At 46.5% G+C, this 13,892-nt stretch carries 13 protein-coding genes; 6 read left to right on the plus strand and 7 right to left on the minus strand.

Translation table 11 applies throughout. From position 1 onward, the window contains the following. Positions 1-3: 3 nt before the first annotated feature. Both lepB and ACO1PK_RS06675 read right to left on the minus strand, forming a co-directional pair. Complete coding sequence (lepB, locus tag ACO1PK_RS06670; protein ID WP_423187894.1) at positions 4-675, minus strand: signal peptidase I; 672 nt, start codon at positions 673-675, stop codon at positions 4-6. A 110-nt stretch (positions 676-785) separates the two neighbouring features. Beyond that, complete coding sequence (locus ACO1PK_RS06675; protein ID WP_423187895.1) at positions 786-1,253, minus strand: methylated-DNA--[protein]-cysteine S-methyltransferase; 468 nt, start codon at positions 1,251-1,253, stop codon at positions 786-788. Positions 1,254-1,521: 268 nt separating this feature from the next. On the opposite strand from ACO1PK_RS06675, the gene ACO1PK_RS06680 reads away from it, so the two are divergent. Then, a complete protein-coding gene (locus tag ACO1PK_RS06680; protein ID WP_423187896.1) occupies positions 1,522-3,255 on the plus strand; it encodes a hypothetical protein in 1,734 nt (577 codons plus the stop codon). 119 nt (positions 3,256-3,374) lie between these two features. Here the strand turns inward: ACO1PK_RS06680 and ACO1PK_RS06685 are convergent, their stop codons facing one another. Continuing rightward, a complete protein-coding gene (locus tag ACO1PK_RS06685) occupies positions 3,375-5,567 on the minus strand; it encodes a TonB-dependent receptor domain-containing protein (RefSeq protein WP_423187897.1) in 2,193 nt (730 codons plus the stop codon). A 173-nt stretch (positions 5,568-5,740) separates the two neighbouring features. Here ACO1PK_RS06685 and ACO1PK_RS06690 point away from each other — a divergent pair, with 173 nt between their 5' ends. Further along, a complete protein-coding gene (locus ACO1PK_RS06690; protein ID WP_423187898.1) occupies positions 5,741-6,754 on the plus strand; it encodes a DUF3137 domain-containing protein in 1,014 nt (337 codons plus the stop codon). A 24-nt stretch (positions 6,755-6,778) separates the two neighbouring features. Beyond that, positions 6,779-7,342: a LemA family protein gene (locus ACO1PK_RS06695; RefSeq protein ID WP_423187899.1), complete on the plus strand. Its 564-nt coding sequence runs from the start codon at positions 6,779-6,781 to the stop codon at positions 7,340-7,342. A 117-nt stretch (positions 7,343-7,459) separates the two neighbouring features. Here the strand turns inward: ACO1PK_RS06695 and ACO1PK_RS06700 are convergent, their stop codons facing one another. The 4 genes from ACO1PK_RS06700 to ACO1PK_RS06715 form a co-directional block, all read right to left on the minus strand. After that, entirely contained in the window at positions 7,460-8,398 is a 939-nt protein-coding gene (locus ACO1PK_RS06700; protein WP_423187900.1) for a DUF4097 family beta strand repeat-containing protein, read from the minus strand. A gap of 166 nt (positions 8,399-8,564) precedes the next feature. Beyond that, the gene (locus tag ACO1PK_RS06705) at positions 8,565-9,305 is read right to left on the minus strand and encodes an ABC transporter permease (RefSeq protein ID WP_423187901.1); all 741 of its coding nucleotides are present in this window, start codon (positions 9,303-9,305) and stop codon (positions 8,565-8,567) included. Then, positions 9,302-10,249 (minus strand): ABC transporter ATP-binding protein, encoded by a 948-nt coding sequence (locus ACO1PK_RS06710; protein WP_423187902.1) that lies wholly within the window; start codon positions 10,247-10,249, stop codon positions 9,302-9,304. The genes ACO1PK_RS06705 and ACO1PK_RS06710 overlap by 4 nt, the downstream gene beginning before the upstream one ends. Positions 10,250-10,251: 2 nt before the next feature. Next, positions 10,252-11,196 (minus strand): alpha/beta fold hydrolase, encoded by a 945-nt coding sequence (locus tag ACO1PK_RS06715; protein WP_423187903.1) that lies wholly within the window; start codon positions 11,194-11,196, stop codon positions 10,252-10,254. A gap of 283 nt (positions 11,197-11,479) precedes the next feature. On the opposite strand from ACO1PK_RS06715, the gene ACO1PK_RS06720 reads away from it, so the two are divergent. From ACO1PK_RS06720 to hxpB, 3 genes are read left to right on the plus strand one after another with little or no spacing between them, the layout of a single operon-like run. Beyond that, complete coding sequence (locus ACO1PK_RS06720) at positions 11,480-12,553, plus strand: sensor histidine kinase (RefSeq protein ID WP_423187904.1); 1,074 nt, start codon at positions 11,480-11,482, stop codon at positions 12,551-12,553. Positions 12,554-12,563: 10 nt separating this feature from the next. Continuing rightward, positions 12,564-13,160, plus strand: a complete 597-nt coding sequence (locus ACO1PK_RS06725; RefSeq protein ID WP_423187905.1) for a response regulator — start codon at positions 12,564-12,566, stop codon at positions 13,158-13,160. Positions 13,161-13,208: 48 nt separating this feature from the next. Further along, complete coding sequence (gene hxpB / locus ACO1PK_RS06730) at positions 13,209-13,859, plus strand: hexitol phosphatase HxpB (protein WP_423187906.1); 651 nt, start codon at positions 13,209-13,211, stop codon at positions 13,857-13,859. Positions 13,860-13,892 lie beyond the last annotated feature (33 nt).

The following is a 13,892-nucleotide window of genomic DNA, read 5'->3' on the forward strand; positions in this document are numbered from 1 at the left end:
TGATTATGGGTAAAGTGACTGCGCAAAACGATCGCGGCGCGGTAAATAAAAGTTATCGTAGTCCATGGAAAAAGCCACATGCGTGGCTTTACCCAATAGCTCCTGACGCGGCACTAGGCCATACACTCGCGAGTCAGCGCTATGACGACGGTTATCACCTAACACTAAGTAGTAATCCTCTGGGATAGTAATAGGCGCAAAGTTTGCCAGCAGCGCAGGTTGGGCGTGATCCAATTGCACCAGATGCTGCAACGTACCTAATTGCTCAGTGAACATCGTTACCGTTGCATCATTCAGTTGCTGATAAGCCAATGGCTTGCCGTTAATCACTAATACTTCGTTACGCATAGCAACAGTATCGCCTGGCAAGCCTACTACGCGTTTAATCAAACGATTAGCTGCAGCCTCAGACGAAAACACTAAAATATCACCTCGAGCAGGCTCTCCGGTGCGTAGTAAAGAAAGCTGGGTAAAGGGTAGGCGTAAATCGTAAGCCATCTTATTGACAGTCACCCGGTCACCAATATTGATGGTCGGCTGCATTGAACCTGTAGGCACCGAGTACCAATCGGCAATGGCACTGCGAAACACCGACATCAACAAAACAAGCACCAGTAATTGGCGGTGAGTTTTAAAAAATCGGCTAAAGTGTTGTAAAAATGGCGTTTTGTTCATATTCAGGTCCTTCTGTGTCGGATATTTAATCAATATAAGCGTGAGGTCATGCCTATACGACTGCCCATACCGCGATTAAGTTCGCCATCCGCTCACCAAAAGCATAAAGCTTATTTTCTGATACCCATCACGCCCTCATGCGCCAGCAACCAAGCCTTTTTATCTAAGCCGCCGGCATAACCGGTTAGGGTACCGTTCGCGCCAATAATTCGGTGGCAAGGCACAATAATCGCAATGGGGTTTTTGCCATTGGCCAACCCTACCGCCCGAACCCCCTTAGGGTTATTAATGGCTTTAGCAATATCACCGTAACTGGCCGTTTGACCATAAGGTACTGTGGTTAACGCCTGCCAAACCTGTTGTTGAAATGCCGTACCTTCAGCGGCTAAGGGGAGATCAAAAACCGTAAGCTCTTGATTAAAATAAGCTAACAGCTGCTGTTTTGCTTGCTGTGTTATGCGCTGTGGCTTTATAAGCTGGCGGGGCTTATCGCAAAAAGTCACAGCCACCAGCCCCTGCTCAGACGCAGCAATTTCTAGTAAACCCAAAGGCGTGAGCAGATATTCATAGCAAAACATGGTGGCCTCCCTTTTTTGATATCGCTAAGCATAGCAAGCTTACTACCTTGCAGTATGCAACTTGCTGCACATATTGCGAACAATGCAGCTTAAAAACAGCTGCACACAACTGGCTTTTCTGAAATAGCAACAAATACGCTTAAACTTATGATTTTAATAAAAATAAATCTAAAAAAGATACTTAAGCAACCTACCTAAAAGCATTATTCACGTTTGGTTAAAAAATAAGTATCCTAGTTAGCCTATTTTGGCAAAATCAGTGAAAAACATGGCAAATTATAATGATGTAAAAACAGCCTGTGAACAATTGCTCCAAGACGGACAACCCATCACTTTGGAGAGCCTGATTAAAATATTGGGTGGCAGTCGTACTAGTGTCATGGTGCTGTTTGATCAGTGGTGCAGTAAAAATAACTACCAGCCCCCCCAGCCAGAAGACAGCAAATCTGTGAAAACCAGCTTAAATCTTAGTGCCTTGTCTTCTTTAACAGAAAAAATGCCTGGCTCTTTATCAAAGCTTTGGCCACTCGGTAAGCGGCAGCCGGCAGAGCAGCAAGCTGAATCAACGTTTGTTGCAGACTCTCAAGCTATTGAGCCGCCAGCGCAGCCAAACTCGCCCGAAGATCAACCGCTCGACATCGTGTTAAATGAAAACGAACAAGCCGCTGCGGCAGCTGCTGACGAGGTGATTGAGATAACAGCCACTCACACTAGCGATGAGCCAGCGCAGCTAGACATGTCGGTAACGGATGCGCACGACAGCACAGCAACCGACCCAACCCTTTTAGCTGAAGATGTCTCTGACAGCACAGCAACCGATACAACCCTTTTAGCTGAAGATATCTCTGACAGCACAGCAACCGACACCGCCCCTTCTCCCCTATATGTTGTTAGCGCTGAACCTAACGCCGGAACGGAGTCACAATATGCGGAATTACAGTATCAGTTAACCCAATTACGGCAACAAATTCAGGAACAAGATGCTGATAATGCTGAGCTACATGAACAATTTACTGATGCACAAAAACTCGCAACGCAACGCCAGAAAGCGCTCAATGAGCTACAGCAGCAGCTCAACCAACAGCAAAGTGATCTAAACCAGCTAAAAGAACACGCCTACGAACTGGAACAACAGAAAGCCTCATCACATGAAGTGGCCCGAGCGGCTGCCGAGCAAATTGAGATGCTGACGCAGAAATTTGACAATCTGCAGCTGGCTTATCAGGAATTACAGTCCTCTTCTGATAGTAAACAATCAGAGCATGTCACCCAACTTGAGCAACGTATAGAGCAGCTGCAACAAGAGTTGTCGACCCAAAAGCAACAGGTTGCTTTAGTCGAACAGCAATTACAGAAATCAGAGCAAGCCCTGATTCTGCAGCAGAAAAAACTGCAACAAGAACAGGAAGAGGCAGAACAACAGCGGGCGCTTTTACAGCAGGCTAAGGTAGAACACTCTGAGCAAGAGCAGCAAATCCAGAGCTTACAACAAGCACAAACACAGTATATTGCGCAATTAAACGATGCTCAGGATCTGATTGCCGAACAGGCTGAGCAGATCAATAACCAAACAGATCAATTAGCTGCTCTTAGTGCCAAATTACCTGAAATGCGCTCAGAACATGAATTTGCGGCGCAAGAGCAAGAGTTACAAAGATTGCGCGCCCAATTGCAGGTATTTGAAAGCAAAATGGCACACTTGCAAGATGCGAATGTGATGCTAAAAGAACAAAGTGAAGTGACGGCTGCCAACTTAACCCGCCAGCGGGAAACGATCAAACTGCAACGGGAAGAAACCAAGCAATTACGCGAAGCGCAGGAACAAGCTCAAGCTGAAAAAATGCAATTACACCAGCAAATCCAAAAATTGGAAGAGCAGCTGTTGTTTGTTAAAGATAATAGCAGCTCAACCATCGAGCGCTTAACCTTTACCAATCGCCAAGCACAAGCCAAAATTATTGAATTAGAACAGCAATTAAAGCGTGTTGGAGCAGAAGCTTAAGTAACATACTCCCTCGCAGCAAGCTGCGGGGCTTTGCGCCGTTCTTAGTAAGTGTAACATTCTGCATAAATGATCTTATGCCAAAAAAGACTGCGGGCAGTTATCCTGCCCGCGGTTGTTTAAAACTTATAACTCAGATTAACCTTGTAGTTGCGTCCCGGCATGGTTTTACTTTCCGGATCTGGCCAAATAGCATAGGTTTTATCGGTAAGATTCTCGATACCAACCCGCACTACCAACCCTTGTAACTTCACAAACTCAGGTTGATAAGCGAGATATATGTTATGCAGCTGTGACCCTTTGCCATCCAGATTACGATCCAGATAAAGCTGTGGTAAACGCTGCATATCTTTAGTAAAGCGCGATACTGTGGATAAACTAAAACCTGGAGCGAATTGCCAGTGTAACCCTAGATTAATCACATCCTGAGGGGCTCTTTCATAAGGTTGGCGACGCTGTTCGATAGTACCCAAAAAGAAATTAGGCACACCGCTGATGTCCATGCGTACTTGGCTATAGTTTGCAAAGGCTTCAAAGGTACCAAGCCGGTATGTTAGCTCTAACTCCAGCCCCAAAGAACGTAGCTCACTAATATTCCGACTAGAGTAATCGCGATGCGTTGCTTCGGTGGGCGATGCAAAGACTTTTTCGCCATCCACGATTTTATACATAAAAGGCGCAGTATCAATAAAGTTGTCGACTCGCGTATCGAACCAGTTAAGTTTTAACATCAGCTGATCAGCATAGGCCAGGCCGTTAAAGGTTAATCCCATACCTACTTCGGTATTACGGCTATTTTCAGCTTTTAAAGCTGGCTGCGGCTCGCTATAACAAATTTTGGTTGGTCGGTGGCAGCGCCATTCGTCTAATTTATACAGTTCACGTAAGTTAGGGCCACGGAAGCTTTCATTATAACGGCTGTATAAACGTAACCAATGCGTCGGCCTCAGGGTGACACCTAGATTTGATGACCAATCCGCATCACTGTTTTCACCATATTGCGCAAAATTATCTGAACTTCGACGATAATTATCGTAACGCAGGCCCATTTCGCTACTGAGCCAGCTTGACCAATCTAGATCTGCCCGCATCCCTGCTGCCAGATTGGTACCCTGACTTTTACCATAATACGTACCGGCACTATTGGTTAAAAAGTCATGCATCCGATCAGCAAAGCGGTTTTCATCCGCTTGGGCAAAGCTGGTGAATAGGCCATAAAAACGCCCTGACTGATATTGCAGTTGCTGTTGAATGGAACCGCCAAAACTTTCATCTTCAAAGGTATCCAAGTTATGAAATGGGAAAGTATTTGACGCTAAAATAATACGCCCCTGTTGCAAACGCTCACGCTCAAAACGTTGATAATAAACTCGGCTTTGTACATTTTGCCAGGCCGCTTTTCCTTGATAATGATAACCCAAGGCCTGACTAAAACGCTTGCTTTGTTCTTGTTCAGTTAAAGGTTGACCAGCCCAAGAATCGGCATTACGAAAGGGCAAATCAGTAATTTCAGATTTAGTATGCTGGGTATCGCTTACCAGCTGTCCTGATGTTGTTTTCACATTGATTTTTAAGCGTAAATCATCGCTTTGACTGTCGTTTTTCACCCGTAAACTTTGCCCTCTTAACTCGCCTTCTTTATCGGGCAAATTAAGTTTAATCTCGCCAAAACGGCGGCGATTGGCATGTAAGGCTACAGCATAATCGTCAGTAGCATAAAAGGCACTACTGCCATATTGGTGTAAATCGGGGGCATCACCATAACCCGTTCTTAGCACAGCTCCTGCGCCAGCTTTATCATCGGTATAATCCCAGCCACCTTTAGTTACCACCTGAATTTGCCCACCAATAGCACCGCTGCCTTGGGCAATACCGTCGGCACCGCGGGTTACCTCGATGGCTTTCACAATACTCGGATCAATATCCAACGGATTGAAATAGCTGTTCTTACGCGAGCCATCGCTATACTGCTGATAATTCACGCCATCTACAGTAAGATTAATGCGCTCATTGCCAAAGCCCCTGATACTGATTTGCCCAGCTAAAGGTCGACTGTTATCAGTGGTGGCAATACTGGGGGTTTGGCGCAGCACATCTGACAACTCCTGTGCCATAGTGTTCTGCAAATGTTTATCGGTAATAATGGTTAAGGCGCGAGGTACTTCAAGGTTTTGCTGTGGACTATCCAATTTACTGCCTATCACCACCATCACTTCAATATCCTGCGACTTCTCAGTCACAGTGTCTTTTTGATCTGCTGCAGCCTGACTGCTGAGCACCGCTAAAGCGCTTAAGGTTAAGATGTTACGCATTTTCTCTCCTGAATATGGGAACAAAGGCTAAAAAGCGGCGCTATGATACCTGACCAAGATGTAAATGATAACAATTATTATTTGTGTTTATTAAAAATAACAGAAATTACTAGCTACTATTGCCTAATTAAAACATGCTGTTAAGGTATTATTTTTTGCAAGCATGGATGACAATGGCGACATCAAACCCTAACAAGGTCTTAGCCGAGGCGATAGCGCAATTTAATCAGCAACTGTCTCAGATCGACAATAAAGCTGAACTACTGCAGCTGTTAGATAAGCTGGCACTCTTGCCACAGCCTATTCGTTATCACTACAAACAGCGCTGGCAACTGTGCAATGCCGGTTTGCTGATAAGCCTACTGGTAGCCGTTTTAACCTATCAGCTGCATGCCGATACTCTGCTGTATTATATCGCAGCGGTAATGGCATTGATTAGCCTCATCCCGCTGCTTATTGCCTTGCATCATATCCATCAACTTAATCTTTTTACCAAGCAACTCTATTGGAAAAATGCCTTACTAGATAACCAGCTTACCCTGTTGAAAAAAACCGATTGGCCGGCAACCAGCCACTGGCTGCAGCAATTTGCTGAATTCAAACGCGGCAATTATAAACGTGAGTTTAAACAGCTTATTCAGGGCCAATTTACTGGCTCCGAGCATAGCTTTTCTTATCATTATTGGCATTTTCATTACGTAAACCGGCGCACCGAAGTCTCTACCAATAACAAGGGGCAAGTGACGACCCGTGTGGTGTACGATCATTTTGATCGCTACGGCATAATGCTGCCTTTTGCGTATTGTCGAAACTTGTTTATTACTGCCTTTGCAGCAGAAGGCATTAGAGGCGATCGTTATACCAGTGATTCTGGCCGCTTTAATAAACTTTTTCAGGTCCGCGCAGCCGACACCATGCAAGCCGCTCGCTTTTTAAAGCCAGCCGTTATCATTGCACTGGAAGAGCAAGCCGCTGTCTTAAAGCAGCTCAATCTGGCATTTAGTGATAATGGCGAGCTTTGTATCAGTTTTGCAGATAAAAACGTGTTAGATAGCCAGCCAGCTTACGGACTGGACCAACTGGCGCTTTTCCGGCAAAGTATTGAGCAACCCACGGCCTTACCCAAATTACAACAGCTATTAAATACCGTACATCAATTGCTACGGCATTCTGATAGCAACTTTTAAGCAAATAATAACAAGGAGTTAAAAATGGAATTAGCTATCTTATTAGGGCTAGCCGCCTTAATACTGGTTGTCGTAGTAATGATTTATAACGGCATTATCACCCGAATGAATGCGGTAGAGCGCGGCTGGGCCAATGTGATTACCCAGGAGCGGCAAAAAAATAAAATGATCCCGCACCTGGAGCAAGTCACCGAACAATTTAAACAACATGAAATGGGCTTACAAAGTAGCATTGCCGAACTGCGCTCTGGCTTAGCACGGCTGCAACCCAACACTATCGATACCGCCGCCCTGCAACAGGTCGAAGGCAGCACCCAAAAACTTTTGCAAGGTCTAACTATTGCCGTTGAAGCCTATCCAGAGTTAAAAGCCTCAGAAATCTTTAACAATTTAATGCGTGAAATTGCCGAACAGCAAGAAAATATCGGCGCTGCTATCCGCATTTTTAACCAAAATGTCGAAGACTTTAATAATGGTATCGAGGTCTTTCCAAATTCTTTGGTCAATAGCTTATTTAACAAGAAAACCCGAGTAACGCCATTTCACGATAGTGAAGCCGAAGCCGATTTTGAGTATAAATTAAGATGATCTTACCTAAAAAGCTAACGGACGATTATTGCCAATAACCTTGAGTAATTTTTGAAGACTCTGCTAGTAACATTTCGGCTTTACTAGCAGATACTCCCTAAAAACCACTAATCTTCATCACTTGAACAAAACCTTTCCGTCGATATTGTTAAATTGAAAATCGCCACTGCCTTTGTGTGCTAGGCTAAGATCGCCAGTGACTTGTTTAACACTGATGTCGCCGGAACCTAAAGCGCCCAATTGCACATCGCCCTTCACGTCCGCAATGCTTACTGTGCCAGAACCGACACGTTCAATCATCAGCTTGCCGCTTAACTGTTTGATGATGGCATCGCCTGAGCCGACACTGGCGATATGTAAGTCACCTTGCTGCTCGGTAAGCTCGACACGACCCGAGCCTATGCTGGCAAGGCGGGTATCACCTTTAATCTGCGATACCTTTAGATCGCCGGAGCCAACACTGTATACATATAAATCCGCGATGTTTTTTAACACGGCGTCACCTGAAGCAAGCGCATTTAATTTGACTGCGCCAGCCTCGGTTAACTTAAAAGTACCGCTCGATATTGTCGCTTCTACATTGCCCTTAATGGCATTGGCGTTAACATCGCCCGAGCTGAGTTGTAAGTTAAGTTGCTGCAAATTCGAGAGCTCTGCTGTACCTGAGCCTACCGCCAATTCTACTAACAGGCTCTGTGGCACCTGCAGCACTAACTCAAATTTACTGTATTTGTCGTTGCGCCCGCCCCAAAAACTTCGACTAAAACTATTGTTACGTTGCTTAGGCAATAACGTAATGTCCGCGCTATCAGCTTGCTGAGTATGGGTTATTTGCATTTCATCTAAGCGATCCTGAGATGACGCACATAATGTGGCCTGCAGCTGAATATCGCTACGATCACTGCCGGTCACACGCAGCTGATCTGCCGCAATGCTTAATTTGAGCTTTGCGACATCTTGCAAGGTTAATTGCTGCTGCGACGAAAAAGCACAGTATTCAGTGGCTTGTACCGCACTGACCGACAACGCCATAAACACTAAGGTTGTTTTCCACATGATGATTTCCTTGTATCTTATAAATTTTATGTTCCGTCTTAATTAGCAACAAACATGCCTAACACAAATACAATATAAATCATGATCTTAAATTATCATAGCTTAAAGAGCTGTTCGTAAAGTGGTAAATACCACTACTTTTTAGCCAATATTCTGAACATGATCTTCACCGGCTTTGGCTAAGCCGCTTAAATGACCAGCAAGCAACGATAGCCAGCAGCACAGTGCTGATAGCAAGCGCGAGCAGGTGCAACCACAGTGCATAACCTTGATCCATGCCAATCACTTTTAAGCCTACTTGCGACAAATGGTAGCTGGGCCAAATCCAGCTGGCTTGCTGCAGTAAGCTAGGTAACATGTTGATTGGTAACCATAAGCCCGATAACAAGGCCATCGGTAAGTACACAAGGTTCACTACTGCTGGGGCAGCTTTATCACTCAAGGTTAAGCCTAAAATCAGGCCAATTAAGGCAAAAGGTAAGGTGCCTAGTAATAACACCACTGCCAGTAAGACCCATTGTGTCAGCGCCAACCTTACACCGGCAAACACCGCAGCAATGCTAAACAGCAGTACAATAATTGCCAGTGAAAATACCAACGCGGTTGCAAATTTTGCCAGCAAATAGGCAGGTACGGGCATGGGCGACAAACGCTTTAAGGTTAACCAGCCATGGGCACGGTCACTGGCAATGTTCATGGCGAAATTAAACATGGCTGGCCCCATAATGCCAAAGCAGCCGTAGGTCACCAACATATAGGCACTGGCGCCACCACTATTAAACAACACGCCAAAAAATACATAAAACACCACCGGAAAAGCCAAAGAGGGAATTACAAAACCGGGAGTGCGTAAGATACTGAGTAAATCGTACCAGGCTTCTTTGCGATAAATCATTACGCTGCTCATGCGGCTTGCTCCTGTTGAGTAGAGTGTTGTTGGGTGCTAGGATGTTGCGTGTTGTCGTTTTGGGTAAGATGTAAGAAAGCTTGCTCTAGGGCAACTGGCCGCACTTCTAAATCCGCAACCTGCTGATCTGCCTGCAATAACGCGCGCACAGTGTGCTCAGCATGACGGCTATGTAAAGTGATGCATTGTTGCTCACGGTTAAGCTTTAATACCGCTGGCAACGCCAGCAGCTCTGCATCCGTTAACTGGCTGTGACAACGCACCACTTTATACTGCATCAAGGCTTTCAATTCGCTTGGACTGCCTTTGGCGACAATCTGCCCCTGATGCAGTACGGCAATGCTGTCGGCTAACTGCTCGGCTTCTTCCAGATAGTGCGTGGTTAATACCACCGCAACGCCTTGCTGCCTCAGTTGTGTTACCTGTTGCCAGAGCCCTTGCCGAGCCTCGACATCCATGCCCAGAGTTGGCTCGTCCAAAAAGACTAAGCGTGGTTTGCCTGCCAAGGCTAACGCGAAGAGTAAACGCTGTTTCTGCCCACCAGATAAGCGACCAAAACGTTGCTTGGCATGTGCTGCTAGCCCTGCTATCTGCATAAGCTCAGCCGCGCTGTAACCTTGTGGATAGTAACTGCTAAACAGATCGCACTGCTCATATACACTGAGGTTGGCGCTTAAACTGCCGATTTGCATCATGACGCCAAGCTGCTGACGCAAGGCCTGGCTTCGCGTGACGCCTTGCTGTTGTTCACCAAGTAACTGGATCTCGCCGCTATCCGCTTTAACCAACCCTAACAAGGTAGAAATTAAGGTCGTTTTACCGGCCCCATTGGGGCCAAGCACACACAGCACCTCACCAGCGGCCAGCGTCAGATCTACGCCAGCCAGTACCGTATTTCCAGCATAAGCTTTATGAAGATTGCTAACGGTTAGTGCGCTCATCATGCTTACTCCCCAGAGGTCAGGTTAGCTTGCAGGAACTGACCAATCTGTTGATTCAACCAAGCTGGCGCATCAGCCATAATAAAGTGCTTGGAATCCGCCGCAAACGCAAAGCTGTGGTACTGCGCTGGGGCATTCGCCAATTGCTTTTCATAGTTAGCCTGGACTTCTTGCGCTGTGCTATAAGGCGCGCCATGTTGTAAGGCGCCCAACGTTAGCACCGGCACGCGCAGCTCAGCTAATTGGGGGCGTAAATCGGCTTGCATTAGCTCGCCCATTACACGGCCTGACGTCATGCCATCTGAGCGGAACATGTCATTCACAATGCGTTTATGCCAACTTTCGTTATTCGCCATGCCTTTGGCCATCAACATAGGATCAAAACTGGCGGGTGCGGCTTGTTGATTGCCTTGGTTACGTGCGGCACTTTCTGCAAACAGTACGCCTAAGGCTGGCAAGCCATCAACATTAATCGCGCCACCGATTTGCTCTGGCGCACGGGTTGCTAACGCTAATGCCAGATAACCGCCTAACGAGTGGCCGATCACCACGGGTTTTGTTAATTGTTGACGTTCGATGTAGTCCAAAATGGCTTGCTGTTGCGTTAATAAATAGCTCTGACCCCATTGTTCGGCTGAAAGAGGGTTAACACCAGCGAACCCTGCTAAGGTGAAGATATGCAGCTGGTAGCGGTCTTTTAAAGCATCAACGGTACTTTGCCAGACGTCTGCGGAAGAGGCTAAACCAGGGATCAGTAAAACGGCTGGGCCTTGGCCGACTACGCTCACCTCAAAACAGTTGCAAGCAGATTGCTGCTGTTCGCTTACTGCGGCAGCGGCAAAGCTAGGCATGCTTATGGTTGCGCTGGTTAAACCCAGTTGCAGCAATACGGCGCAGGCAGTGATTTTTGTGAAAGTTTTGCTCAGTTTTAACGTGTTAGACATGTTCATAAGATGCTCCAGTAAGGTCGATTACATTAAGCTTGGGATTGCAAGCTGATGACGAGCATTTTAGGAGAGGGGCGACCAGCGCACAGGTAACGCTTGTCAGCAAATGACGGTGACAATCGCCACCAGAAAAGATGACCTTTGTCACTTTCGCTTTTGAGCAAAAAATCGCTACACTGCGCCTTTACGTTTTGCCGCTTAAACGACATATAAATATAAACAGCTATGTTGTGTTATATAGGATCGCGAACTGGCAGAGCATCGGAGTGAAAATGGATTGGTGCCTATGACAGCACAAGATGATCAGCTGCAAAAGAAACTGAGCTGGGTGTATTTGTTTAACCTGGTGTTCTATATTATCCCGCTATTTATGGTTAAGTTTAGCTGGTGGCAATACCTGTTAATGGCGCTGGCTTTAATTGGGTTTCTGTATTGCTACTTCTGGGCCTATAACTGTCCTCGTCAGCAGATGTATAAACCGACACTAGGTATTATTGCAATTGCTAGCCTGATCACCCCAATCAACCCTGGTTCTATTGCCATGTTTTCTTATGCGGGATTTTTTATCGGTTATGCCAATCCTTTAAAACATTACCTGCCAAAAGTGCTTGGCTTAGTCCTATTATTGATCGTACTAGAGGCAATGCTGACCATTCACTGGTCTTCATTTTTGTACATTGGGCTCCCTATTGTACTTGGTGTCAGTTTCTTAGGCTGGGTTGAACAACAAACCATGTTAAAACGCTTAAGTCAGCAACAAAGTGCTGATGAAATTAAGCAATTAGCCGCCATGGTCGAACGCGAGCGGATTGGTCGAGATTTACATGATATTTTAGGCCACACCCTATCCAGTATCATTTTAAAAGCCGATTTAGCCGAAAAACTGCTGGCACGCCAGCAACCAGCGGCCGCGCAGCAGCAACTTACCGAATTAAGCACCATTGCTCGTGATGCCTTAAGCCAGGTGCGGCAAAGTGTCTCGGGCTACAAGCATCAAGGGTTAACCGCCGAAGTCGCCAAGCTGTTATCACGGCTGCGCGATGCCGGTTTTCAAGCGGAATTACGTGGTGCTATCCCGCAACTCGACAGCCGCTATGAAACCACACTGGTGCTAGCGCTGACCGAGCTGGTCACTAATGTGATGCGCCATAGTAAAGGTGATCGATGCCAGCTAAGTTTTACGCATACTAGCAAACACTTACACGTGGAGTTAGCCGATAATGGTGATGCAGTCGCCTTTATTGAAGGTAATGGCATAACTGGCTTACGGGAACGGCTTTCGGCCATTGGTGCTGAACTAACCCTACAACATGACGCTGGCTTTACCGCCATTATTGATTTACCGCTAAAAGCGCATTAAAGGAGCTGCTATGAATATTTTACTGGCCGAAGATCAAGCCATGGTGCGAACGGCTCTCGCCACCTTGCTGCGCCTAGAAACCGATATGCACGTAACCGAAGCCGCCGACGGCTCTGTAGCGCTTAAACTCCTCAAGCAACAGCCATTTGATTTACTGCTCACCGATATTGAAATGCCAGGGCACAGCGGTATTGAACTTGCCCAATACGTGCAGCAGCAAAAACTCCCGACTAAAGTGGTAATTATTACCACCTTTGGCCGTGCCGGTTATGTTAAACGGGCGATGGATGCCGGAGTAGGCGGCTTTTTGTTAAAAGATGCGCCGGTAGAGCAGTTAGTGCAAGCCATGCAGCAGGTAATGGCCGGTAAGAAAGTGGTCGATAGCGAACTGCTGCTTAATTCACTGGGTGAGCAGGACCCGTTAACTGATAAAGAGCGGCAAGCGCTAAAACTGGCAGCGGAAGGGAAAAGCACTGGCGAGATTGCCAGTGCGCTGTATATTGCTGAAGGTACTGCCCGTAACTATCTGTCGGAAGCCATTAGCAAACTTAATGCGGCTAACCGCATTGATGCCGCGCGCATTGCGCGGCAAAAGGGTTGGCTTTAAAGCCGGTCTTTATCTTCTACAACCCTGTTAATTTTTTGGAGAATTACGGTGTTTCAAGCGGTTATTTTTGATATGGATGGCGTACTGATTGACTCGGAACCCTTATGGCATCAAGCTGAGCAACATATTTTGGGTGGGTTGGGCGTCGACTTTAACAAACCTCCGCGACTACAAAGTACTGGCTTAACCACCGCCGCAGTAATTGCGCACTGGTATCAACATCAGCCATGGCCGGGGCCAACACCCGATCAAGTACATCAAGCGATTATCGATTTTGTGGCGAGTGGCGTGGCGGCACACGGCGAACCCAAAACCGGCTTATTGGCGCTATTGGCCGAGATCAAAGCGCGACAATTAAAAATTGCAGTAGCAACCAACTCGCCGCAAGTCTTGCTAGACACCACCTTAGCACGGCTCAGTATTGCAGAGTATTTCCAGACACGTTGTCATATCGAATTAGTGAGCAAAGGCAAACCTGACCCAGAAATCTACTTGCTGGCGGCCAGCAAGCTGGGCGTTAAACCGGAGCACTGTTTAGTGTTTGAGGATTCGTTTGCCGGTGTGACCGCGGCGAAAGCAGCCGGTATGACCGTAGTGGCAATTCCAGCGGAACACGAATGGCAGCACAGCAAATTTGCCATTGCCGATGCGAAAATTCGCTGTTTCAGTGAGTTTGCTCCTAGCAACTATTTAGGGTGATTAACTCGATTTATGCAAAATGCCCCGTCCTTG

This window comes from Alishewanella sp. d11, from assembly GCF_049390205.1.
In the GTDB taxonomy this organism is placed as follows: domain Bacteria; phylum Pseudomonadota; class Gammaproteobacteria; order Enterobacterales; family Alteromonadaceae; genus Alishewanella.